Source organism: Pseudomonas sp. 1D4, from assembly GCF_001728925.1.
Taxonomy (GTDB): Bacteria; Pseudomonadota; Gammaproteobacteria; order Pseudomonadales; family Pseudomonadaceae; genus Metapseudomonas; species Metapseudomonas otitidis.
Window position 1 is genome coordinate 23,202 of record NZ_LXJQ01000038.1, and the last position, 21,552, is coordinate 44,753.

The following is a 21,552-nucleotide window of genomic DNA, read 5'->3' on the forward strand; positions in this document are numbered from 1 at the left end:
CTTTTCTGCTCGTTCGCTAAGGCAGTTTTCTGCAGGCAAAGAAGTCCCCGGCCGCGGTATTTCCACTGTTCAAGGCAAGCGCCGAACCCTGGATTCGCAGCGAGTTTCATTCACCCGCAGGTTGTTGTTCACCGCGCCCTTCCGCGCCTGCGAAGGCCGATGCGAGCGTTCGGAGAAGTGGCGGTGGCATCGCACGTTGCGTCCTGTGCGACAGGGGAAAAGGAGCATGAAGCGTGCCACCCGAAGAGCCGGAAACCCTTTAAAAAATCCTTTTGAATCAATTGTTTATATGTAGAACAAGGGGCTTTGTGCCCCCTGTGAAACCGTGCGTTGCAGAGGTAACCAAAGTGCACAGAGTGCGCGCGCGGACAATGGGCGGTGACAGCTAACGGCAACCTTTCGGGGGGGGGCACTCCGTCAACTCAGCCGGTCCGGGAGCAGGCCGGCGAGCGTCCGCTTTCACCCGGCCATGCAACCCCCGGAAACCCGATTCTCCGCCGCACGAAGGGGCCGTCAGCCAGGCAAAGAAACGGCGCCAGAGGCGCCGAAAAAGGGGAGCAAGGGACTGTTGAAAAACCTACAGGTCGAGCACCAGATGGGCGCCCTTGCAGCCCGAGACGCAGACCATCATGGTCCGGTTGGCCATCTTCTCGGCCTGGGTCAGCACGCTGTCCCGATGGTCCGGCTCGCCCTCCAGCACAGGGGTCTCGCAGGCTCCGCAAACGCCTTCGCGGCAACTGCACGCCACATCGACCCCCGACTTCAACAGAGCATCCAGCAGGGACACCCCGCTGGGCACATCGATCACCTTGGCCGAGCGCGCCAGTTTCACCTGATAGCCACGCTGTGCTGTCGCCGGGGCATGAGCAGAGGCGGCGAAGCGCTCGACATGGGCCTTACCGTGGCCAAGTGTGTCGCACAGGCTTTCGAAGGCCTCGATCATCGGCGTCGGGCCGCAGCAGTAGAAGTGGGCCGTCGAGGGACGTTCGGCAAGAAAAGCCTGCAGGTCGATGGCGCCGCCCTGCTCATCGTCGAAGTGCAGTCTCACCGGTGCGTCGGTCACGGCAGCCAACGCCTCCACAAAGGCGGCCTCTCTGCGCGAACGGGCGCAATAGAGCAGCTCGACCGAGCGGTTCAGGGCACGCAGCCGGTTGAACATGCAATAGAGGGGCGTGATACCGATGCCGCCGGCCACCAGCACCGTATGTGCGGCGTCCTCGTGCAATGGGAAGTGATTGCGCGGAGGGGAAATGGTCAGCGGCATGCCCACCCGCAGGTTCTGGTGCACATGAGCCGAGCCGCCCCGGCTGTTGCGGTCGCGGAGGATGCCGAGCACGTAGCGGCCAGGGTCCTCCGGCGAGTTGCACAGCGAGTAGCTGCGCACCAGGCCGTTGTCCAGGTGCAGGTCGATGTGGGCACCGGGGGTGAACGGTGCGAACACCGTATCGCCCCGGGGGCGCAGCTCCACGCCGATGATGCCCTCCGCCTCAAAGCGCAGCGTGTGGACGAAGGCCGCCAGCCGGTTGTCCTGGGTCATGCGTCACCTCCGTTCCAGGTTTGGTCACAGCGATTCAGGTCAATGTCCAGGCGCGCCCAGGCGTCGACCTCCACCACCAGCTCCGGGAACACCAGCCCACTCACCGCCACCAGGGTGGAGGCGGGAAAGCAGCCCTGGCCGGCGAAGAAATCACGCCGCGCACGCCCGACCGCATCCTTGTCCTCGATACGGGTGAGGTAGACGTTGAGCTTGTAGAGGTTGCCGATATGCCCCCCCGCCGCTTCCAGCAATGCCTTCACCTTGCCCAGCACCTCCAGGGTCTGGGCATAGGCGTCCAGGGGCTCGCCCCGCTCGGCGGCCTGACGGGTGGCCGGGTGTGCGGTCATGCCCGACATCACCAGCTCATGACCCACCCGCAGGGCGTTGGACCAGGTGGCGCTGTCCAGCTCGGGAACCGCATCGGCGCGGATACGACGGACCGGAGTCATAGCGACCTGGCCTCGATCAGTTCCAACTGGGCCTTGGCCAGGTTCTTCATGTGCCGGCGCAGGCGCACCAGGCCCAGGTCGTGCTGGTAGAGGTTCTCCCGCTGGTTGGCATCCGGTTCCATGAACTCGAGCATTTCCCGGTCCTGCTCCAGCACCGCCCAGTGACGGGCCTCCAGGCGGTTCTTGTAGAGGAAGCGCCAGGTATCCCGCTGCCAACCACTGAGTGGCCGGCAGCGCCAGTGGAACACGGCACTCAGCGAGCGGCTGATGGGCGTGTAGCTGCCGATGATGTGGAAGTTGCCACCGGGGCCGCCGGTCCTGGGATAGGGGATTTCCAGGCGCATCCAGTGCACACCGGTGTCGGCCCACTCGGTCCAGTCGAAGTTGACGCCACGCTGGCCCTCCTTCTCGAAGATGAAGCCGGTCTCGGTGTCACGGGTGATGAACTTCGCCTGGCTGTCCCCCTCGGACATGGAATGGGACTGCTTGTGCAGGTAGGTGCCGTGCATCGGGTCCATGACGTTGTCCAGCACGTACCGGTAGTCGCCCCGCCACTCGGTGTAGCAGAGGAAGTGGGAGAAGGCCGGGTCGCTCAATTGCTCCGGCAGCACCAGGGGCGGTGCCTGTTCGACGCTCTGCGCCGAGTTGTACAGCCACACAGCGCCCGCGGCCTCGGTGACATGGAACCAGCGGGTCGCCTGGCTGCCTTCCAGCGTGCAACCAGGGCTGCCGGGCACCCGGGTGGCGACACCGTCGCAGCGCACCTCCACACCGTGGTAGGGGCACTGCAAGCGGTCGCCGAGGTTCACCCCGCGAGACAGCGGCGCACCCCGGTGCGGGCAGTGGTCTTCCACGGCATGAAGGCTGCCGTCGGTGTCGCGCCAGAGGGCCAGCTTGTAGCCCAGGCGACGCAGCGAAACCGGCCTGTCCGCCACAAAACCGCTCGGGCAGATGGGGTACCAGAGGTTCTTCAAGCCGTTGGCCAGAAGCTGTTCAACAGGGTCCACGGTGTTCATATCGCGTTCCTCTTGGTGGGAATCTTCAGGCGCCCAGGCGGGCCATCAGGGCGATGTAGGCAGCCTCGGTCCAGGGACCGCCCCCCGGGCACGTGGGCCCTGCCTGGTTGAGGTAGCCCAGCAGGCCCGGCAGGTCATGCAGGCCGGCGGCGTAGGCCCGCTCGATGGAGTCGCCGAGCAGGTCTTCAAAGGCATTCGGCTCGCGGGGGCGGGCCTGGTGGGGTTCGAGGTAACGGTCTGGCATGTCACTGGCCTCCATTGCGGACCCGCTCGCGAATGGTTTCGCGGACCGGGACGAAGTCGTAGGTCGGGTAGCACTCGGTACGAAAGACGCCCCAGGCGGAGCGCTCCAGTTCGAGGTTGATGCGCGGCAGCAGGGCCGGCGGCAGGCGCAGGGTGACGATCTGCCCCAGGCCCATGGCAACCGTCCAGGAGACGATCTCCACCCCCTCCCCCGGAAAGCGCTCCCACCAGTCATGGGCCTTCATGTGGGCCTGGATGGCGTCGAGGTTCTTCGACTGGTCGTGGCGCAGCAGCACGGTAAGCAGCATGGGTTCGCTCATGCCGAGGTCCCCGCGCCCACCTGATCCAGGGGTTGCTGCCAGGCGTCGTAGCCGTACACCCAGTCAGCATTGCCGCCGGCCTTCAGCCACTGGTTGCCACGGGAAGCGATCTGGATTTCGCGGGTCCGCGCCAGACGTGAGCCCTGATACCCCGTCAAGGCACGCGCGCAGGTCGATCGGGTCGCACCCCGCAGGTGCCGGGCCAGCAGCACGGCATCCTCGATGGCCTGGCCAGCGCCCTGGGCCATGAACGGCATCATCGGGTGGCAGGCATCCCCCAGCAGGGTGATGCCGCCCTGGGACCAGTACGGCAGCGGGTCACGCTCGTAGAGGGCGGTCTTGAGCACGGCGTCGCAGGCATCGAGCAAGCACCGGGCGCCCGGATGGAAGGCCCTGTAATGGCTGCGCAACTCCTCCACATCACCGGCACGGGTCCAGGACTCCTCGTACCAACTGTCCTGGGCAGTGGTGGCAAAAATGAAGATGTCGCGCCCCCGGTTCAGCGGGAAGGTGACGATCTGGCTTTCCGGGGTCGGGCCCCACCACTTGGTGAACGCCTGGATATCCGGCACATGGGCCACCCGCTCAACGGGCACCACCGCACGGTAGGCCACCACCCCCGTGAAGCGCGGATGCTCATCGGCAAACAACGCACGACGTGCCACAGAGTGAATACCGTCGGCGCCTACCAGCACATCGACCCGGTCCCTGCGGCCATCCTGGAAACTGACTTCGACCCCCTCGTCCACCAGGCACACGGCCTCGGCACGGGACGCGAACTGCACCTGGTCCAAGGGAAAGGCTGCCGCCAGCTCGGCCAGCAGATCGGCCCGGTGAATGGTCAGTTGCGGTGCGCCGTACTTGTGCTCGGCACTGTCGGCCATGTCCAGGCGCGAGGTTTCCTCGCCGCTGTCCCATTGGCGGCTGATGCGGTGGGTGGGGCGCGCGGCATGACGGCGGATGCGCTCCCCCAGCTCCGCCCCCAGGCCATCCAGGGCGCGCACGGCGTTAGGCGTCAGGTTGATGTCCGCGCCAACCCGCAGGAAAGCGCGCGCCTGCTCATAGACACGCACCTGGTGCCCGTCCTGGCGCAGTGCAATGGCAGCGGCCAACCCGCCGATGCCACCGCCGAGGATGCCGATGGTCAATGCATTCATGGGGTCCACCTTCAGTTCTTGGGTTTATCGGTGAGAAATCGGCCCTGGGGCGCGTCGATGTCCCTTTGCCGCCGCGTATGGCCGTCCAGGCCACCGGCGATGGCCCATTCGGCGAACACCGTGGGGCCGGGCTCGAAGCTCCGCGCCTGCCATTGCCCGGTGAGCTGGTCCTCGTCGGCGTAGTACTCCACCAGGGCGCCTGCGGGGTTCTTGAAGTACCAGAAGTAGGCGGACGACACCGGGTGCCGGCCCGGGCCGATCTCGGTGTCCCAGCCGCAGCGGGCGATGTGCATGCCGCCACCGAAGACCTCGTGGATGTCGCGCACGGTGAAGGCCACGTGGTTGAGGCCGGCTCGGGGCTGGGGCAGTTGCAACAGGAACAGGTCGTGGTGGCCACCCTCCTGCGCGCAGCGCAGGAAGGCGCCCCGGTCGGGGTAGCGGTCGGAGCAGACGAAGCCGAAGCGCTCGCTGTAGAAACGCTCGCAGGCATTCACGTCCCTGACGAAGAACACCACGTGGCCGACTTCGATGGGCTGGGCCCGCTCGTAGATCGGGCTGGCCTGGTTGATCCGGCCCTTGAACTGCCAGGTGTTGGACTGGCCGCACTGGACCTGGATAGCGCGCTTGCGGGTGACCTGGAAGCGAATCGCCAGGCCGTTGGGGTCGGTGCAGCCGATGCGCCCCTCGCCTTCGGTGAAGCCCGGGTCACCCGCGATGCGCTCGGCGTAGCGCTTGAGGTCCGCTTCGCTCTCCACGCCCCAGACCACCTCGCGCAGGGTGGAGCCGGCCTCGATGGCGGGTGGCAGGCCGGGCTTGTCCAGATGGGCCAGGACCACCCGGCAGCCGTTGAGGGTCTCGAAGACGACTTCGTCCTCGCGGCTCGCCACTTCCTCCAGGCCCCAATCGGCGAAGAAGCGCGCGCTGGTGGCCAGGTCCTCCACGCCGTAGGTGATTTCGTCGATTCCCAATACGCTCATGATGCGCTCCTCATCGCTGGCCGCCGGCCCACGCCAGCGGCTGTTCATTCAGGCCCCAGTAGAGGCTCTTCTGCTCCATGTACTGGAGGATGCCCAGGCGGCCCTTTTCCCGGCCCAGGCCGCTGTCGCGCCAACCACCGAAGGGGGTGGCGATGGAGAACTGCTTGTAGGTGTTGATCCACACCGTGCCGGCCTGCAGTGCCCGACCGAGCCGCCAGGCCCGCTGGAAATCGCGGGTCCAGATGCCGGCGGCGAGGGCGTAGCAACTGGCGTTGGCCTCTTCGAGCAAGGCGTCCTCGCTGTCGAAGGGCATGGCCACCAGCACCGGGCCGAAAACCTCCTCCTGGCACAGGCGGGCGTCATTCGACAGGCCCTCGATGATCGTGGGGGTGTAGAAGTAGCCCCGGTCGAACACCTCGCCCTGGGGACGCCGGCCCCCCGTGCGCAGGCGCCCGCCCTCTTGCAGGCCCAGCTCCACGTAGCGCTCCACCGACTCGCGGTGCTGCGCGGTGATCAAGGGGCCCATCTGGGTGCGCTCGTCTGCCGGGTCACCGACGCGCAGGGCAGCGGCCCCCGCCGCCAGGCGCTCCATGAAGGGCGCGTAGTGCTGGCGGGCGACGAACAGCCGCGAGCCGGCAATGCAGGATTCGCCGCTGGAACTGAAGATGCCGTAGAGCACCCCGGCCACGGCGTGGTCGAGGTCGGCATCGGCCAGCACCAGGGTGGGCGACTTGCCCCCCAGCTCCATGGACACCGGCATCATCTTGTCGGCGGCGATGCGGGCGATGTGCTTGCCGGTGCGGGTGCCGCCGGTGAAGGACACACGCCGGACCAGGGGGTGGCGGACCAGGGCATCGCCGATCACCGAGCCCTTGCCGGGCAGCACGCTGACCAGCCCACGCGGCAGGCCGGCGTCGTCGCAGATGCGCGCCAGCGCCAGGGCCGCCAGCGGGGTGACCTCCGCCGGCTTGAGCACCACGGCGTTGCCGGCGGCCAGGGCTGGCGCCAGCTTCTGCGCCTCGGAGGCGATGGGCGAGTTCCAGGGGGTGATAGCGGCCACCACCCCCATGGGCTCGTGGACGCTCAGGGTGAGGAAGTCGCCCCGGGACGGAGTGAGGGTGTCCTCCAGGGTTTCGCAGGCGGCGGCGAAGAACTGGAAGGTGGCCGCCGCACTGGCCACCAGGCTGCGGGTCTCCTGGATCGGCTTGCCGTTGTCCAGCCGCTGGAGCTGGGCCAGGGCCTCGCTGTGCTCGCGGATCAGCGCGGCGACTCGGTACAGCACGGCGGCACGCTCATGGGGCTTGCGCTGGGCCCAGCCGCTTGCGCGGAAGGCGCGGTCGGCACCGAGGATGGCCTCCTCCACGTCCGCCAGGCTGGCGGCATGGAGCCGGGCGATGGCCTCGCCGGTGGCCGGGTAGAGGCTGTGGTAGAGGTCACCACTGCCATGGCGCCAGTGGCCGGCGATGCAAATGGGTTGGATCGGGTCGAGGTCAATCACGGTCGTCGTCCTAGATCGAAATCACATGGGCGTGGTTGCCAAGGGCGCGCACCACGCTGAATACGGTGAGCGCCGAGGTCCTGGGGTTGGCGGCCAGGGGCTTGCCGCGCAGGGTCAGCTCCAAGCCGCCGAACGCACCGCTGGCCTCCACCTGGTGGACGTTCTCGGCGCCATGGGGATCGGCGATCAGGCGCACCTGGGTGCGGTCCAGGCCCAGCCCGGCCAGGGACAGGGTGGCGGCGACGTTGGCGTTCTTCGGGTACAGCCGCGCGGCTTCCCGGGCGCTGCCCTCGAAGATCACCCGCGCCTCTTCCAGGCGCTCCAGGTCGCACACCTGCTCCCCGGGGGTGCCAAGCCAGGCGCAGGCTGGCTTGCGGCCGGTGTAGCGCACCGACTCCAGGCCACCCACCCGGGCCGCCGAGAGGGCGTCGATGCCGCCGATGGCACCCGGCAGCAGCTCGATGCGGGTGCCCCCGTGCTCGGCGGCGGCCTCCAGCCGCTCCACCAGGCCCGGCTCGGACAGCGCCCCCACCGACACCACCAGGCAGGGAACGCCACGGGCCAGGGCCGGCAGCACGTGCTCCTCGATGGCCCGGTGCCCGGCACACTCCACCAGCAGGTCGGGGCGTGCATCGGCCGGCAGCTCGCTGAGCACCCGGGGCGGCCTGGACAACCCAGCCAGGCGCTGGCGCACCCGCCCCTGTGAAACCTCTGGGACGATCACCGCATCGACGCAGAAGTGCGGGTCGTGCTCCAGCAGCTCCAGCACGCCGACGCCGATGGCGCCGCACCCGATCATGGCGATATGCAACATGGGCTGTGCCTCAGTTGGCGGCCGTGGCCGGATTGACCGGCGGGCCGGCGAACTGGGTCTTGAAACGCCCCACCGAGAGCATGTCCACCTCCAGCAGGAAGGGGCCGGGTTTGGCCAGGGCGCCGTCCAGGCTGCGGCTGAAGTCCTTCAGGTCGCTGACCCTGGCATGGCGCAGGCCAAGGGCTGCGGACAACTGGGCGTAGTCCGGGGTGTGCAGGTCGACGTAGCAGCGGCGGCCACCGTAGGCAGCGTCCTGGATGTTGCGGATCACCCCGTAGCCCTGGTCGTTCATCAGCACGATGACCAGGTCGGCGCGCTCCTGCACGGCGGTGGCCAGCTCACCGAGGTTGAGGATGAAGCCGCCATCGCCCGCCAGCACGAAGGTCTTGCGGCCCGATTGCGCTGCACCCACGGCGGCGCCGATGCCCATGGCCAGGCCCTGGCCGATCCCGCCGCCGAGGGCGTGAACGCCGGCGCGGGGGCTGAAGATCCGCAGGTGGCGGTTGCCCCAGGTGCTGTTGGACACGGTGACGTCGCGAACCCAGTTGAAATCGCGCCCCACCAGCGCTTGCAGTTGCTCCACCAGGGCGGCATAGGGGCCGAGGCCGTCCACCAGTTGGGCGCGGGCCTGGTTGCGCGCGGCCGCCAGGTCGGCGGCGAAGCTCGGGTCCACCGTCAGGCGGCCGTCCAGTCGGTCGGCCAGGCCCTTGAGGACCGGCTCGGCATCGCCGCAGACGAAGAAGTCGCTGGGGTAACCGCGGCCGTCCGCCGTGGCATCGGCATCGACGCGGTAAAGCGGGCGCGGGAGCTTGAGCTGGTATTTCAGGGTTTCGTTGCCGCGCAGGCGCGAGCCGACCACCAGCAGGGCGTCGCAGCGCTGGTAGAACTGCTCCACCGGCGGGTTGAGGTTGAAGGCGCCGAGGGATCGCTCGTCATCCTCCGGGACGATGCCGCGCCCCTGGGTGCTGGTGACCACCCCCACACCCATTGCCAGCAGGCGCTTGACCTGTTCACCGGCGTGACGGGCACCGCCGCCGAGCCAGAGCAGCGGCCGCCGGGCTTTAGCGAAACGTGCGGCAAGTTCGTCCAGGGCCTGTTCGGCGGGCTGGGCCACCGCGACCGGCAAGGGTGACAGGTCGGCCGGCCAGTCGATCAGCGCCGCCTGGATGTCGATGGGAATCTCCACGCTCACCGGGCCGGTGGGCGCGGTCAGTGCCATCTGCACGGCCTGCTTGAGGGTGCTGAGGGCGGTGTCGACGCTGCGCACGCGGAAGGCTGCCTTGGAGATGGCCTTGAGCATGGTCAGTTGATCCGGCGCCTCGTGGATGTAGGCCAGGCCATGGTCCAGGTAGGGGGTTTCGATCTGCCCGGTGAGGTGCAGCAGCGGCGTGCCCGCGGTCAGCGCCTCGACCAGGGCACCGGCGGCGTTGCCGGCGGCCGTGCCGGTGCTGGTCAGGCACACGCCCAGCCCGCCGGTGGTGCGGGCATAGGCGTCGGCCATGTTGGCGGCACCCGCCTCGCCCCGGGCCATGACGAAGCGGATGTTCCCGCGCTGGGCGAAGGCATCGAGGATCGGCATGTTGTGGATGGAGATCACCCCGAAGGCGGCCTTGACCTCGCACTGTTCAAGGAACGCGGCGATGGCCGCACCGACGGTGACTTGGGTTTCGTTACGCATGACGGGACAAACCTCCGGAAACATCGATGTGACTGCCCGTCGTGTAGGCCGACAGGGGCGATGCGAGGAAAACGATGGCGCGGGCCGCCTCGACCGGCTGGCCCAGGCGCCCGAGGGGAATCTGCTTGCGTTGCGCCAGCTCGCCGCTCCAGCGGGCCCAGTCCTGGTCGCGGTCCTCACGGGCTTCGAAGCGGCGGCGCCACTGGCCGGACTCCACCAGGCCGATGAGGATGCCGTTGACCCGGATGCCCTGGGGGGCGAACTCGAAGGCCAGGGAACGCACCAGGTTCTTCACCCCGGCACGGGCGGCACTGGTGGCCACCATGTGCGGTTCCGGCTGGCTGGCCAGCAGCGAGTTGACGCAGACGATGGCGGCGTCCGGCTGCCCCTGGAGCTGGGGCAGGAAGGCGCGCACCGGGTGGATGATGGAGAAGAACTTCAGGTTCAGTTCCTCGGTCCAGGCGGCGTCGGTGGTGTCGGCGAAGGTGGAGACGCGGCCCTGACCGGCGTTGTTCACCAGGATGCTGGCGCGCCCCAGAGCCTGCTCCACCGCCTCGGCGAAGGCGGCGACCTGCCCGGCGTCCAGTACGTCGCAACAGCGGGCGAGCAGGCGGGCCTCGGGGAACGACCGGCGCAGGGCGCGTTCGGCACTCTGCAAGCGGTCGCGGTCACGACCACAGAAGGCCACGGCGGCACCGGCCTGCAGCAGCAACTCGACCGTGGCCAGGCCGATGCCGGAGGAACCGCCGGTGACCACCGCCACGGCGTGGGACAGGTCACACAGGCTCATGCTGTCTGCTCCGGTAAAGGGGCGTCACCTTGTCGTGGCCGTCCGGGGTGTAGTTCAACAGGTGGGAGAGTTCACCGGCCCGGTGGCGCACGCTGCTCACCAGGCCGTCGAGGCGGTTGGGTTCGATGGCGGACGCGGGGATGGTGGCGCCCAGGGCGGCCACCACGCCGCCGCTGTGGTCGCGCACCGGCGCGGCGACGGTGGAGATGGTGGATTCGAAGAACCCCTCGCCCCTGACGAAGCCGCGCTGGCGGTCGGCCTGCACCAGGTCGAAGAGTTCCAGCACCGTCCTCGGCGTGTAGGGCGAGAAAGGCTCCAGGCGCTCTTCCGGGTACAGCTCGCGCAGCTCGTCCAGGCCCAGGTCCTGCAGCAGGATGCGGCCCAGCACGGTGGCGTGGGCCGGCAGGCGGGTGCCGACACTGACCGTGCTGGAGAGCGGGGTGGAGGGTGAAACCTTGGCCACGTAGACGATGGAACGACCGTCGCGGACCACCAGGTTGCACGGGTAGCGGACCTCTTCGCAGAGCTGGTTGAGCAGTGGCTGGCCCAGTTCGGTGAGCTCCAGCGAGGCCAGGTACTCGAACCCCAGGCGCAGTACCGCCATGCCGAGGCGATACTCGTGGCCGTTGCGCTTGACGAAGCCCATGGCCTCCAGCGTGGCCAGCAAGCGGAAGATGGTGGAACGCGGCAGTTTCAGCCGGCGCGCCAGCTCGGGCGCGGTCAGGGTGCGGTGCCTGCGGCTGAACTCGCACAGCAGCAGCAGGCCACGCTCCAGGCCGGGCACGATGTACCTGTCGTGCTGATCCTCAGGCTTTTCCATGTGCGGCTCCTTGAAAGGCGAGGCGTAGCGCGTGGCCGATGCGGCCGGCAACCACCTCGGGTTGTTCGATGGGGCTGGCATGGCCGGCTCCCGGAATCAGTGAGAACGGCGCCTCCAGGGCCCGGGCGATGGCTGCGCAGTCCTCCGGCGGGGTGATGGCATCGTCCTCACCGGCATGCACTTCGCAGGGCATCGCGGGCAGGCCGTTGCCCAGCAGGTCGTCCCCGCAGAGCAGCTCCACCGCCTGGCGGTAACCGGTCGGGTTCAGCCGGGCCATGTTCCAGCGCACCCAGGCCAGGGCCCCCTCGCTGGGAGTGAGGCCCAGCAACCGGCGGCTGCGCTCGCGGGCCAGGCCGTCGATACCGAACCGTTCGAGGCTGTCCAGGCGCTGCCGGCGCACCCGTTGCCCGGCCTCCCGCAGGGCCTCGGCGCCGTAGCCGCGTGCCGGGCTGAGCAGCACCAGGCGGGCAACACGCCGGGCACCGCTTCCGCTGGCATAGGCGGTGGCCATCAGCGCTCCCAGGGAATGCCCCACCAGTACGCAACGATCGACACCCAGGGCCTGCAGCAGCGCCTCCAGCCGGGCGACGTAGTGCTGCGCCCTGGGCTGCCCCTCGGGCAGCGCCGTGGACAGGCCGTAGCCCGGTGCGTCCCAGGCGATCACGCGGTGGCCTTCGGCCAGGCGCTGGGCGCAATGCAGCCAGGACGCCGAACCGGAACCGATGCCATGCAGGAGCACCACCACCGGGCCCTGGCCACATTCGCGGACGGCCACCCGGACACCGTCGGTGACGGTCACCAGGCGCTCCGGGAAGCACTGCTGCAAGCGTGGCGGGGGAATGCGGGTCTGCGCCGTGTCCATGGCGGGCCTCAGCGCTTGATGCTCGCCAGAGGGTGCTCCGGCGGGTAGGTCGGGGTGATCGGCTTCTTCGCGCCGAGCATCACGCACATCAGGGCGTCCTCATCCCCGATGTTGATCTCTTCGCGGTACACGCCCGGGGGCACGGAGATCACGTCACGGTCGGTGAGGATGGTCTCGAAGCGTTCGCCGTCCTTCTCCAGCACGACCTTGAGCGTGCCGCGCAGGACGAAGAAGACTTCCTCGACGTCGATGTGCAGGTGCGGCGGGCCCTCGTGGCCAGCCGGGATCACCATGGTGGAGAAGGTGAAGTGCTCGGAGGGGATGGTGTTCGCATCGCTGGCCACACCGGTGCCCCCGGTGCCGATGTAGCGCATCTGCGCCCGGCGGAACTTGGGGTCGTAGTCGGCCTGGAACTTCAGCGCGTCCCAGTCGTAGCGGCGGGTGGCGTAGCGCGCGATGCGGGAGTTGCACCACTGCTCGAAGCTGGCGCCTTGGGGGCGGTCCCAGGATCGGGGCGCATTCTGGTTGAGATCGGTCATGGAGTCCTCCTGGTCAGGGCATGACGAACCCGCCGTTGACCGGCAGGGTTTGTCCTGTGATGAAGCGGGAAAGATCGGACAGGGCGAACAGCACCGCGCCGCAGACGTCCTCGGGCAGTTGGCCCCGCTGGATGGCGCGGCGCTCGCGGTACAACTGGTGCCGTGCGGCGGGCACGTACTGGGTGGCCTCCACCTCCACCAGGCCGGGGGCGATGGCGTTGACGGTGATGCCGTCGCCACCCAGTTCCCGGGCCAGGCTGCGGGTCATGGCGATCACCGCGCCCTTGCTGGCGGTGTACGCCAGCAGGTTGGGAGCGCCCCACAGCGGGGTGTCGGAAGCCAGGTTGACCACCGCTCCACGACCGCCCTGGCGTAGCGCCGGCAGGCAGGCGCGGGTCATCAGCCAGGTGCCGCGCACGTTCACCTGCAGCACGCGGTCGAAGGTTTCGATGGACAGCTCTTCGCAGCCCTTGCCGCCCGAGTCGGTGATGGATGCGTTGTTGACCAGCCCGTCGAGGCCGCCGAGGTGCTCGACGGCAGCAGCGACGCAGCGGTCGATGCACGCCGGGTCGGCCAGGTCCAGGGGCAGGCCGCTCACGGCCAGGCCCTGGCTGGCCAGCGCATGGGCGGCCTGCCGGACGCGGTCGTCGAGGATGTCGGCGATCACCACCCGGGCGCCGGCGCGGGCCGTCGCTTCGGCAAACGCCAGGCCGAGGCCGCGGGCGCCACCGGTGATCAGCACGCGGCGGCCTTGCAGCAGGGTCGTCAGGCTCATGGCGGTCACACCGTGCTCAGGTTGGCTTTGGGCAGGTAGTGCAGGACCCGCTTCTCGGCCCAGACCACCGCGCTGTAGGCCAGTACGCCGATCAGGGTGAGCATGACGATGGCGACGAAGACGCCGGCGGTGTTGCCCTGCCCTTCGGCGTCCACCAGCAGGAAGCCCAAGCCCTTGTTGCCACCCACCAGTTCGCCGACGGTGACGCCGATGACCGCCAGGGTGGAGGCGATGCGCAGGCCGGAGAACAGCGCGGCCATGGCCGAGGGGAACTCCACGAGGCGGAAGATCTGCCAACGGCTGGCGCTCATGGCGCGGACCAGGTTGATCATGTCCGGGTCGACGGTGCGGATCGCCGAGAGCACGTTGATCATCACCGGGAAGAACACGATCAGCACGGCGATGAGGATCTTCGGGTACACGGTGTAGCCGAGCCACATCACGAACAGCGGGGCGAAGGCCACCTTCGGTGCGATCTGCAACGCCAGGATGTAGGGCGAGAGCACGGCTTCGGTGGTGGGCGACAGGCCCAGGATGACGCCGATCGCCACGCCCAGCAGGGCACCCAGGCCGAAGCCGACGATGATCTCCAGGGTGGTGACGGCGCTGTGTTCGAGCAGGCCGGCGTGGCGCCACATGGCCAACCCCTCCTCTGCCACCCGGCTCAACCGGGGCAGGACGAATTCGGGCATGCCGAGCAGGCCGGGGCCCCACTGCCAGGCGGCGAGAAACAGGATCAGCAGCACGGCACTGCCAAGCATGGGGGTGTTCAGGCTCTTCATCGGGGGCACCTCAGGACTGGGTGGCCGGGTCGTCGGACTCGACGAAGCGGTTGGTGTAGAGCGCATCCAGCGGGGTCTCGCGACTGACGATGCCTTCGCTGACGTAGAAGGAGCGGACGCTGTCCAGGCGCTGGGGGTCGATGCGCCCAAGGGGCTGCTGGCCGGCGTAGACATGCTCGACATAGAGGCGCAGGACCTTCTCCAGGCTGGCCTCACGCCCCCGGTAGCCGGGCACGGCCTCGGCGAAGGTGGCGGCAGCGGCCTTGGGGTCGGCCATGATGTCGCGCATGCCCATGAGGGTGGCCTTGACCACGCCGGCAACCACTTCGGGATGCTTCTCGATGGCCTCGTCGGAAGCGAGGATGGCCTGGGCCATGCTCTCGAAGACTTCGCTCGCGGGCATCAGCCTGACCACGAGGCCCGCCTCCTCGGCGTTCACCACCCAGTCCGGCACGCCGGCCATGCCCTGGGCCTTGCCGGCGGAGAACAGTTGCCAGACGCCGGAGGGGCCGGCGGCCTGGACCTCCACGTCGGACTTGCTCAGCCCGGCCTTGCGCATCGAGGCCAGCAGTGCGTAGTAGGTGGTGTCGGAATAGGACATCACCGTGAGGGTCTTGCCCTTGAGGTCCCTGACGCGGGTGATGCCCGCACCCTCAGGGGTGGCGATCATGGTCACTCCGCTGGCCCCCAGCACCGCGACGGCCTTCACCGGCACGCCGTTGGCGCGGACGATGATCGGCGTGTCGCCGATGGCGCCCCCCACCAGGGCGTTGCCGGCCCCGATCTGCTTGGCCACGTCCACCCCGCCCTTGCCGGCGACGAAGGTGACCTCCAGGCCCTGCTGGGCGTAGTAGCCCTTCTGCTGGGCGATGATCCAGGGCGCGAAGGCCGGGGAGTTGGGCGGTGCCGGCAGCAGGTAGGTGATGGCCTTGGGTGCGGCCTGCACGCAAAGGCTGGCGACCACGACGGCGCAGGCGCACGTCGAGCGGATCAGGTGCTTGAACATCTGCAGCTCCAGTTGCGAAGGGGGATCGGAAGCGGGTCAGTGCAACTCGGCGTCTTCACCGACTTTCAGCAGCGCCATCAGGCGCCCGACGAGGGGACCGACCTGCGGCAGCTTGCGGCGCTCCAGCGGGTTGTCCCGCAGGGGCAGGTCCACATCGATCTCCTCGATGACGCTGCCGGGGCGTGCGCTCATGACCAGGATGCGGTCGGACAGCGCGATGGCTTCGATCAGGTCGTGGGTGATGAACAGCGCCGTCTTGCGCTGCTCGAAGAGCATCTGCGCCAGGTCCTGCTGGAGGATCATCTTGGTCTGGGCGTCCAGGGCGGAGAACGGCTCGTCGAGGAACAGCACCTGGGGGTCGGTGACCAAAGTGCGGGCCAGGGCGGCGCGCTGGCGCATGCCGCCGGACAGTTGGAAGGGGTAGTGGTCGCCGAAGCCGGCGAGGTGACACTTCTGCAGCATCTGCTCGGCACGGTCGCGACGCTCGGCCGCCGGGCAGCCCTCGATCTCCAGGCCCAGCTCGATGTTGCGGCGGATGCTGCGCCAGGGCATCAGCAGGTCCTTCTGCAACATGAACGCCACATGCCCGACCGGCCCCTCGACCCGCTCGCCGCCGACCCACACCTCGCCCTCGCTGGGCAAATAGAGGCCGGAGCCCATGTTCAGCAAGGTGCTCTTGCCACAGCCAGAAGGGCCGATGATCGAAACGACTTCCCCCTGGCGAATACGAAAATCTAGGTCGGCGACGGCAACCGTAGAGGCCGACGCGCCCTTGGCTTCAAAGCGTTTGGTCACACGCCGGAATTCAATTTCAACCCGTGTTTCGAGCGGATACGGATGGTGCGAAAGTTCACCGGCATGAATATCGAGGGCAGTGGCTTCCATCTTTTTCAGTCTCTTTTTGTTTCATATATAAAACAGTGTTTTGATTATGAAACTTGCACGAGACATGCCAGAAAACCACACCTCGAAAAATCACCTTGTTTCGAGTATTAAACCTTTAAAAACAACAAGTTATATAATTAAAAGCAAAAATTACTGAAGCCTTTAATCCAACTATCAAAATCACTGAACACGCCTGCCTCTTCAGCGCCCAAACAATTGGGTGATCGCCGCACATCGATATAACGTGTGTGCTCCATTTGGTAACACGCACGTCATGCCGACACATGTTCGCGTTTTACCAGTGAAACATGAGCCCTGTTGTTTTCGACTTCAGTCGCTCTTTCCAATGGCCATTACGAACACGTCAGGGGAGGCCGCTCTGGATGCAGCCATCGCCTGTGTGATGCATCGCGTTGCAGTGAGGAAGGCAATGCGCCCTCCCCCGGTGGAAGGCCGGGCTTCGCCGAGGGAGTCGCAGGCAGGGACTCAGGACAAGACGCTGCGGTCGAAGGTGAACAGCCCACCCGCGCCGGGTCGGTGCTCCAGCACCTTCTGCGGGCGGCCCATCTTCGGGTGATTCTGCTCGCCGGTGTCGACGATCCAGCCCTGCCCCTTCATCTTCTCCAGCCGCCCGCGCAGGGTGGTGTGCTGCACCGGCTGGCCGAGGCAGGCCTGGAAGGCGCCGAGGGCTTCGGTGACGGTGAAGCGCGGCGCCAGCAGGTGCAGCGGCAGCGAGGTGTAGACCGACTTGCTCGACAGCCGCTCGCGGGCCTGGGCCACCAGTTGGTCATGGTCGAAGGGCAGGCCCGCCAGCCCCTCCAGGGGGGCGAAGCGCAGGTCGTCGGCGGTCACTTCGGTGTCCGGCGCCAGAAGCGCCAGGTAGAAGGTGGACAGCGACCAGCCCCGGGGGTCGCGCCGGGCGTTGCCCACCGTGGCCACCTGTTCCAGATGCTGCGGTTCGACCCGCGCCTTGCCGCCCAGAGCGCGCTTGGCAGCGGCGTCGAGGTCGTCGTCGGCACAGCGGCCGTTGACCAGCACACCGGGCAGCGCCCATTCCCCTTCGAAGGGCCCCTGGGCCCGGCGGATCAACAGCACGTCAAGGCCCTGGGCCGGATCGAGGCGCAGCGCGACGATGTCGACGCTGGCCAGTACCTGTGCGGAACTCATTGCATCTCCCTATAGACAGCTAGATCACCGGCCACTTCCGGCAGGCACCAGGTGGCCGGCAGTGGTCGTCCTTCCCGCAGGTGCAGGCGAATGGCGGAACTGTGCAGCACGCGCGTCTCCTTCGCCACCAGCAGGCCGAAATCCCGGCGCAACTCGGTCCCCCGGTGGAAGCCCGGCAGGTGTTCGAGGTTGTCCTCGCCGATCACCAGCGCCATGGCCTCCGGGGCCACGCCGTGGGCCTCGGCCAGGGCATGCATGAGGTCGTAGCTGTACACCGCCCCCTGCCCCGGCGACAGGCGCGCCTCGATGGGCTCGCACAGCACCCGCTGCGGGTCGATGTGCTGGGCCAGGCGCTCCAGCCAGGCGCAGCGCAGGGCGAAGTCCACCATACGCTTGCCGTGGGCGTGGCGGTGGCTGGGCACCAGCAGCACCCGGTCGGCCACCGCCAGGGCACGGCGGACCACCGTCTCGTGCCCCGGGTGCGGCGGGTCGAAGGCGCCGCCGTAGACCGCCAGGCGAAAATGCGCGGCACTGGCCCGGTGGCTGCCGGCGACGTAGGCGGCCAGGCTCGCCGAGGAATTCGAATGCGGATGGCTGCTCACTTTTCCACTCCTTCCTGAAAAACGCTTGACGACATATTACACGAGATGGAATATGTAGCCAGCCGTCACCGAGAAAGGAACGCAGCCATGAAGATCGCCAGCTTCGATGTCGACGCCCAGAAAGGCTTCACCCCGCTCTGCCCGGACGAACTGCCGGTGCCCGGCGGCGACGAGATCGCGGCGCACCTGAACCTGCTGGCCCGCCGCGCCACCCTGCGCATCGGCAGCAAGGACGCCCACAGCCCCAGCGCCCCCTGGGTGGTGGGCAGCCACGCGGAGATGCTCGCACCGCTGCCCCTGGCCAATGCCGACATCACCTGGGTCAGCCACTGCGTGCCCGGCACCGCCGGCTTCGAGCTGCTGGACGAACTGCCCCGCCCGCTGGAGTACGACTACTTCGTGTGGAAGGGCGTGGAGCCCGACCTGCACCCCTACGGCGCCTGCTACCACGACCTGGCGGAACGCCGCAGCACCGGGGTGATCGAATTCCTCCGGCAGAACGCGGTCAGCCATGTGCTGGTCGGCGGCCTGGCGCTGGACTACTGCGTGAAAACCACGGCCCTGCAACTGCGCCGCGCCGGCTTTGAGGTTATCGTCTACCTCCCCGCCTGCCGTGCCATTGCCGAGGCCACCGCCGAGACTGCTCGGCTCGAGATGAACGCAGCGGGCATCGTCCTGAGCGCCGGCGAAGCCGAGCTGGATGCCCTGCTCAACCGCACCACCTGGGAGTGCTGAAGATGGCCGAGAGCGTGTTTTCCGACCGCATCGTGCAGAACCTGCTGGACACCGATTTCTACAAGCTGACGATGATGCAGGCGGTCCTGCACAACTACCCCAACGCCGAGGTGGAATGGGAGTTCCGCTGCCGCAACGCCGAGGACCTGACGCCCTACCTGGCGGAGATCCGCTACCAGATCGAGCGCCTGGCCGAGATCAATGTCACCGCTGACCAGTTGGCCTTTCTCGAACGCATCCCCTTCATCAAGCCGGACTTCATCCGCTTCCTCAGCCTGTTCCGCTTCAACATGCGCTACGTCCAGGCCGGGGTCGAAGACGGCCAGTTGTGCATCCGCCTGCGCGGGCCCTGGCTGCACGTGATCCTCTTCGAGATCCCGCTGCTGGCCATCGTCAGCGAGGTGCGCAACCGCTACCGCTACCGCGAGGTGGTGATCGAGCAGGCCAGCGAGCGCCTCTACGAGAAGCTCGACTGGCTCAAGCGCGAGGCCAGCCCGAGCGAGCTGGAGGGCTTCCAGGTGGCCGACTTCGGCACCCGCCGGCGCTTCTCCTACCGGGTGCAGGAGGAGATGGTGCACATCCTCAAGCGCGACTTCCCCGGGCGCTTCGTCGGCACCAGCAACGTGCACCTGGCCCGCGAGTTCGGCATCAAGCCCATCGGCACCATGGCCCACGAGTGGCTGATGGCCCACCAGCAACTGGGCCCGCGCCTGATCGACAGCCAGATCGCCGCGCTGGACTGCTGGGTCCGCGAGTACCGAGGCCTGCTCGGCATCGCGCTGACCGACTGCATCACCACCGATGCCTTCCTGCGGGACTTCGACCTGTACTTCGCCAAGCTCTTCGACGGCCTGCGGCACGACTCCGGGGACCCGCTGGAGTGGGCCGAAAAATGCATCCGCCACTACGAGAAGCTCGGTATAGACCCGCTCTCCAAGACCCTCGTATTCTCCGACGGCCTCGACCTGCCCAAGGCGCTGGAGCTGTACCGCGCCCTGCATGAGCGCATCCATGTCAGCTTCGGCATCGGCACGCGGCTGACCTGCGACATCCCCGGGGTCGAACCGATGAACATCGTCATCAAGATGACCGCCTGCAACGGCCAGCCGGTGGCGAAGCTCTCCGACACGCCGGGCAAGACCCAGTGCCGCGACGAGAACTTCGTGACCTACCTGAAACATGTATTCCGCGTGGACGCACGCTGAGGAGACACCCCATGAGCAACCGCCAGCAAGAAATCGCCCAAGCCCTCGCCGTGGTCCCGCCCTTCGCCGACCAGGCCGCCCTGGTGGCGGAAGTCGAGCGGCGCAAGGCGTTCATCAAGGACTGCCTGCGCAGGTCCGGCCTCAAGGTGCTGGTGCTGGGCATCAGCGGCGGCGTCGACTCCACCACCGCCGGCCGCCTGGCCCAGCTCTCGGTGGAGGAGCTGCGCGCCGAGACCGGCGATGACGGCTACCGCTTCATCGCGGTGCGCCTGCCCTACAACGTGCAGCACGACGAAGCCGACGCCCAGGTGGCGATGAACTTCATCCGCGCCGATGAGGAAGAGACGGTCAACATCGCCGACAGCGTGGTCGGCCTGGCCGAGCAGGTCACCCACCTCAACCACCTGGCCGATGCCCGCCGCGACTTCGTCACCGGCAACATCAAGGCGCGCATCCGCATGGTGGCCCAGTTCGCCATCGCCAACGCCAATAACGGCCTGGTGATCGGCACCGACCACGCCGCCGAAGCGGTGATGGGCTTCTTCACCAAGTTCGGCGACGGCGCCTGCGACCTGGCCCCGCTCTCCGGCCTGGTGAAAGGCCAGGTGCGTGCCATCGCCGCCTACCTGGGGGCACCGAACAGCGCCGTGAACAAGGTGCCGACCGCCGACCTGGAAGAGCTGCGCCCCGGCAAGCCGGACGAGGAGGCCCACGGCGTGAGCTACACCGAGATCGACGCCTTCCTGCACGGCCAGCCGGTCAGCCAGGCGGCCTATGACGCCATCGTCCGCACCTACGACAACACCCGCCACAAGCGCGAGCTGCCGCTGGCGCCCTAAAGCCCTAGAGCTGAACGCAAGAACGCCCGGCAATGCCGGGCGCTCTGCTGTCCGGGGTCAGGCGACCGGGTCAGGCGGCGGTTCGTCCGGCAGGGTCGGCTCGCCCGGCTCGCGGGACGGGGTGGGTTCACCCGGCTCGCCGGGGTCGCCGGGGTCGCCAGGCACGTGCTGGGCGAAGAAGGGCCAGGGCCGGGTGGCCGGGAGTTCGTGTACGGCGATGGGCATGGCGAGGTTCTCCACGGGAGGGCTGTCCTTGTGGGACGTCACGCCGCCCGTGGGATTCCCGGTCATTCGTCGCCGGGGGCGTCGAAGGTCACGGTGAGGGAGGTGACCACCTGACGATCCGGCCCTTCCAGGCCGAAGTCCCCGGACTGCCCGTAGCCCAGCCAGAGGGTGCTGCCGCCACGCTGGCGCACGTCGGAGAACTCGTCACCATCGCCGTGCAACCCCTGTAGCAGGGTGACAGCGTGCTCCCGGTCCATGCCGAGGGCCAGTTGCTCGTCCACCACGAAGTCCCAGGTCGCCGCGCCGGGTGCCACCCGCTGCAGCCAGCCCAGGCCGAGTTCGTCGGTGAAGCGGTCGAGGCGCCAGCAGCGCACCTCGGCCAGGCGCCCGTCCTGGAACACCAGCAGCAGGCTGTTGCCGTAGAGCAGACCCTGGCTGTTGCCGCTCATGGGCAGCCGTGCAGTGGGCTCGCCCAGGGCCTGGACGAAGCGCTCCGGCGCGGCATCCGTGGGCAGGCCGAACACCTCGCGGCCACTGAGCACCGAGAGGGTCTGGGCTTGCGCCAGAGGCAGGAACAGCCACAGGGCAAGGCCAAGGGCGAACAGGCGTTTCATCGGCGGAACTCCCGGGG

Annotated in this window: 25 protein-coding genes; 3 read left to right on the forward strand and 22 right to left on the reverse strand. The window is 68.0% G+C overall.

Going from position 1 to position 21,552, the window contains the following annotated elements:
* Positions 1-577: 577 nt before the first annotated feature.
* The 20 genes from A7D27_RS18430 to A7D27_RS18525 all read right to left on the reverse strand — a co-directional run bounded on the left by A7D27_RS18430 (position 578) and on the right by A7D27_RS18525 (position 17,917).
* Entirely contained in the window at positions 578-1,537 is a 960-nt protein-coding gene (locus A7D27_RS18430; protein ID WP_069565689.1) for a PDR/VanB family oxidoreductase, read from the reverse strand.
* Entirely contained in the window at positions 1,534-1,986 is a 453-nt protein-coding gene (locus A7D27_RS18435) for a RidA family protein (RefSeq protein ID WP_069565690.1), read from the reverse strand. Before A7D27_RS18435 ends, A7D27_RS18430 begins: the two co-directional genes overlap by 4 nt.
* On the reverse strand, positions 1,983-3,002 hold the full coding sequence (locus A7D27_RS18440; protein ID WP_069565691.1) for an aromatic ring-hydroxylating dioxygenase subunit alpha: 1,020 nt from the start codon (positions 3,000-3,002) through the stop codon (positions 1,983-1,985). The genes A7D27_RS18435 and A7D27_RS18440 overlap by 4 nt, the downstream gene beginning before the upstream one ends.
* A gap of 25 nt (positions 3,003-3,027) precedes the next feature.
* The gene (locus tag A7D27_RS18445; protein WP_069565692.1) at positions 3,028-3,246 is read right to left on the reverse strand and encodes a recombinase-like helix-turn-helix domain-containing protein; all 219 of its coding nucleotides are present in this window, start codon (positions 3,244-3,246) and stop codon (positions 3,028-3,030) included.
* A gap of 1 nt (position 3,247) precedes the next feature.
* Positions 3,248-3,565: a hypothetical protein gene (locus tag A7D27_RS18450; protein ID WP_069565693.1), complete on the reverse strand. Its 318-nt coding sequence runs from the start codon at positions 3,563-3,565 to the stop codon at positions 3,248-3,250.
* A complete protein-coding gene (locus A7D27_RS18455) occupies positions 3,562-4,722 on the reverse strand; it encodes an FAD-dependent monooxygenase (protein WP_069565694.1) in 1,161 nt (386 codons plus the stop codon). The genes A7D27_RS18450 and A7D27_RS18455 overlap by 4 nt, the downstream gene beginning before the upstream one ends.
* 11 nt (positions 4,723-4,733) lie before the next feature.
* Positions 4,734-5,699: a VOC family protein gene (locus A7D27_RS18460; protein WP_069565714.1), complete on the reverse strand. Its 966-nt coding sequence runs from the start codon at positions 5,697-5,699 to the stop codon at positions 4,734-4,736.
* Positions 5,700-5,709: 10 nt separating this feature from the next.
* Positions 5,710-7,197: an aldehyde dehydrogenase gene (locus A7D27_RS18465; protein WP_069565695.1), complete on the reverse strand. Its 1,488-nt coding sequence runs from the start codon at positions 7,195-7,197 to the stop codon at positions 5,710-5,712.
* A gap of 10 nt (positions 7,198-7,207) precedes the next feature.
* On the reverse strand, positions 7,208-8,011 hold the full coding sequence (locus tag A7D27_RS18470) for an aspartate dehydrogenase (protein WP_069565696.1): 804 nt from the start codon (positions 8,009-8,011) through the stop codon (positions 7,208-7,210).
* 10 nt (positions 8,012-8,021) lie between these two features.
* On the reverse strand, positions 8,022-9,689 hold the full coding sequence (locus tag A7D27_RS18475) for a thiamine pyrophosphate-binding protein (protein ID WP_069565697.1): 1,668 nt from the start codon (positions 9,687-9,689) through the stop codon (positions 8,022-8,024).
* Positions 9,682-10,479, reverse strand: a complete 798-nt coding sequence (locus tag A7D27_RS18480) for an SDR family oxidoreductase (RefSeq protein WP_069565698.1) — start codon at positions 10,477-10,479, stop codon at positions 9,682-9,684. Before A7D27_RS18480 ends, A7D27_RS18475 begins: the two co-directional genes overlap by 8 nt.
* Positions 10,466-11,299, reverse strand: coding sequence for an IclR family transcriptional regulator (locus A7D27_RS18485; protein WP_069563433.1), 834 nt, complete (start codon positions 11,297-11,299; stop codon positions 10,466-10,468). Before A7D27_RS18485 ends, A7D27_RS18480 begins: the two co-directional genes overlap by 14 nt.
* Positions 11,286-12,161 carry an alpha/beta fold hydrolase gene (locus tag A7D27_RS18490; protein WP_069565699.1) on the reverse strand — a complete coding sequence of 292 codons (876 nt, stop codon included), beginning with the start codon at positions 12,159-12,161 and terminating at the stop codon, positions 11,286-11,288. The genes A7D27_RS18485 and A7D27_RS18490 overlap by 14 nt, the downstream gene beginning before the upstream one ends.
* Positions 12,162-12,169: 8 nt before the next feature.
* Positions 12,170-12,700, reverse strand: a complete 531-nt coding sequence (locus tag A7D27_RS18495; protein WP_069565700.1) for a cupin domain-containing protein — start codon at positions 12,698-12,700, stop codon at positions 12,170-12,172.
* Positions 12,701-12,713: 13 nt separating this feature from the next.
* Entirely contained in the window at positions 12,714-13,475 is a 762-nt protein-coding gene (locus tag A7D27_RS18500) for an SDR family oxidoreductase (protein ID WP_139134129.1), read from the reverse strand.
* Positions 13,476-13,480: 5 nt separating this feature from the next.
* Positions 13,481-14,257, reverse strand: coding sequence for an ABC transporter permease (locus tag A7D27_RS18505; RefSeq protein WP_069565702.1), 777 nt, complete (start codon positions 14,255-14,257; stop codon positions 13,481-13,483).
* 10 nt (positions 14,258-14,267) lie between these two features.
* Positions 14,268-15,263, reverse strand: coding sequence for an ABC transporter substrate-binding protein (locus A7D27_RS18510; protein ID WP_069565703.1), 996 nt, complete (start codon positions 15,261-15,263; stop codon positions 14,268-14,270).
* Positions 15,264-15,299: 36 nt separating this feature from the next.
* On the reverse strand, positions 15,300-16,148 hold the full coding sequence (locus A7D27_RS18515) for an ABC transporter ATP-binding protein (RefSeq protein ID WP_083265696.1): 849 nt from the start codon (positions 16,146-16,148) through the stop codon (positions 15,300-15,302).
* Positions 16,149-16,634: 486 nt separating this feature from the next.
* Positions 16,635-17,315, reverse strand: a complete 681-nt coding sequence (locus A7D27_RS18520; protein ID WP_069563427.1) for an NUDIX hydrolase — start codon at positions 17,313-17,315, stop codon at positions 16,635-16,637.
* On the reverse strand, positions 17,312-17,917 hold the full coding sequence (locus A7D27_RS18525; RefSeq protein ID WP_371914824.1) for an adenylyltransferase/cytidyltransferase family protein: 606 nt from the start codon (positions 17,915-17,917) through the stop codon (positions 17,312-17,314). Before A7D27_RS18525 ends, A7D27_RS18520 begins: the two co-directional genes overlap by 4 nt.
* Before the next feature lie 45 nt (positions 17,918-17,962).
* Here A7D27_RS18525 and A7D27_RS18530 point away from each other — a divergent pair, with 45 nt between their 5' ends.
* The 3 genes from A7D27_RS18530 to nadE are packed head-to-tail and all read left to right on the forward strand — an operon-like array spanning position 17,963 to position 20,696.
* Positions 17,963-18,652 (forward strand): nicotinamidase, encoded by a 690-nt coding sequence (locus A7D27_RS18530; protein WP_371914825.1) that lies wholly within the window; start codon positions 17,963-17,965, stop codon positions 18,650-18,652.
* Between the two features lie 2 nt (positions 18,653-18,654).
* Positions 18,655-19,857 (forward strand): nicotinate phosphoribosyltransferase, encoded by a 1,203-nt coding sequence (gene pncB, locus A7D27_RS18535; protein ID WP_069563425.1) that lies wholly within the window; start codon positions 18,655-18,657, stop codon positions 19,855-19,857.
* A gap of 11 nt (positions 19,858-19,868) precedes the next feature.
* Positions 19,869-20,696, forward strand: a complete 828-nt coding sequence (gene nadE, locus A7D27_RS18540; protein ID WP_069563424.1) for an ammonia-dependent NAD(+) synthetase — start codon at positions 19,869-19,871, stop codon at positions 20,694-20,696.
* A gap of 57 nt (positions 20,697-20,753) precedes the next feature.
* Here the strand turns inward: nadE and A7D27_RS18545 are convergent, their stop codons facing one another.
* The gene (locus A7D27_RS18545; RefSeq protein WP_069565704.1) at positions 20,754-20,936 is read right to left on the reverse strand and encodes a hypothetical protein; all 183 of its coding nucleotides are present in this window, start codon (positions 20,934-20,936) and stop codon (positions 20,754-20,756) included.
* A 47-nt stretch (positions 20,937-20,983) separates the two neighbouring features.
* Positions 20,984-21,535 carry a hypothetical protein gene (locus A7D27_RS18550; RefSeq protein WP_240922974.1) on the reverse strand — a complete coding sequence of 184 codons (552 nt, stop codon included), beginning with the start codon at positions 21,533-21,535 and terminating at the stop codon, positions 20,984-20,986.
* Positions 21,536-21,552: the final 17 nt, after the last annotated feature.

Excerpts from the sequence above, each read along its gene's own strand:
- A7D27_RS18430 (WP_069565689.1), bottom strand. The coding sequence starts at position 1,537 with ATGACCCAGGACAACCGGCTGGCGGCCTTCGTCCACACGCTGCGCTTT.
- A7D27_RS18435 (WP_069565690.1), bottom strand. The coding sequence starts at position 1,986 with ATGACTCCGGTCCGTCGTATCCGCGCCGATGCGGTTCCCGAGCTGGAC.
- A7D27_RS18440 (WP_069565691.1), bottom strand. The coding sequence starts at position 3,002 with ATGAACACCGTGGACCCTGTTGAACAGCTTCTGGCCAACGGCTTGAAG.
- A7D27_RS18445 (WP_069565692.1), bottom strand. The coding sequence starts at position 3,246 with ATGCCAGACCGTTACCTCGAACCCCACCAGGCCCGCCCCCGCGAGCCG.
- A7D27_RS18450 (WP_069565693.1), bottom strand. The coding sequence starts at position 3,565 with ATGAGCGAACCCATGCTGCTTACCGTGCTGCTGCGCCACGACCAGTCG.
- A7D27_RS18455 (WP_069565694.1), bottom strand. The coding sequence starts at position 4,722 with ATGAATGCATTGACCATCGGCATCCTCGGCGGTGGCATCGGCGGGTTG.
- A7D27_RS18460 (WP_069565714.1), bottom strand. The coding sequence starts at position 5,699 with ATGAGCGTATTGGGAATCGACGAAATCACCTACGGCGTGGAGGACCTG.
- A7D27_RS18470 (WP_069565696.1), bottom strand. The coding sequence starts at position 8,011 with ATGTTGCATATCGCCATGATCGGGTGCGGCGCCATCGGCGTCGGCGTG.
- A7D27_RS18475 (WP_069565697.1), bottom strand. The coding sequence starts at position 9,689 with ATGCGTAACGAAACCCAAGTCACCGTCGGTGCGGCCATCGCCGCGTTC.
- A7D27_RS18480 (WP_069565698.1), bottom strand. The coding sequence starts at position 10,479 with ATGAGCCTGTGTGACCTGTCCCACGCCGTGGCGGTGGTCACCGGCGGT.
- A7D27_RS18485 (WP_069563433.1), bottom strand. The coding sequence starts at position 11,299 with ATGGAAAAGCCTGAGGATCAGCACGACAGGTACATCGTGCCCGGCCTG.
- A7D27_RS18490 (WP_069565699.1), bottom strand. The coding sequence starts at position 12,161 with ATGGACACGGCGCAGACCCGCATTCCCCCGCCACGCTTGCAGCAGTGC.
- A7D27_RS18495 (WP_069565700.1), bottom strand. The coding sequence starts at position 12,700 with ATGACCGATCTCAACCAGAATGCGCCCCGATCCTGGGACCGCCCCCAA.
- A7D27_RS18500 (WP_139134129.1), bottom strand. The coding sequence starts at position 13,475 with ATGAGCCTGACGACCCTGCTGCAAGGCCGCCGCGTGCTGATCACCGGT.
- A7D27_RS18505 (WP_069565702.1), bottom strand. The coding sequence starts at position 14,257 with ATGAAGAGCCTGAACACCCCCATGCTTGGCAGTGCCGTGCTGCTGATC.
- A7D27_RS18510 (WP_069565703.1), bottom strand. The coding sequence starts at position 15,263 with ATGTTCAAGCACCTGATCCGCTCGACGTGCGCCTGCGCCGTCGTGGTC.
- A7D27_RS18515 (WP_083265696.1), bottom strand. The coding sequence starts at position 16,148 with ATGGAAGCCACTGCCCTCGATATTCATGCCGGTGAACTTTCGCACCAT.
- A7D27_RS18520 (WP_069563427.1), bottom strand. The coding sequence starts at position 17,315 with ATGAGTTCCGCACAGGTACTGGCCAGCGTCGACATCGTCGCGCTGCGC.
- A7D27_RS18530 (WP_371914825.1), top strand. The coding sequence starts at position 17,963 with ATGGAATATGTAGCCAGCCGTCACCGAGAAAGGAACGCAGCCATGAAG.
- pncB (WP_069563425.1), top strand. The coding sequence starts at position 18,655 with ATGGCCGAGAGCGTGTTTTCCGACCGCATCGTGCAGAACCTGCTGGAC.
- nadE (WP_069563424.1), top strand. The coding sequence starts at position 19,869 with ATGAGCAACCGCCAGCAAGAAATCGCCCAAGCCCTCGCCGTGGTCCCG.
- A7D27_RS18550 (WP_240922974.1), bottom strand. The coding sequence starts at position 21,535 with ATGAAACGCCTGTTCGCCCTTGGCCTTGCCCTGTGGCTGTTCCTGCCT.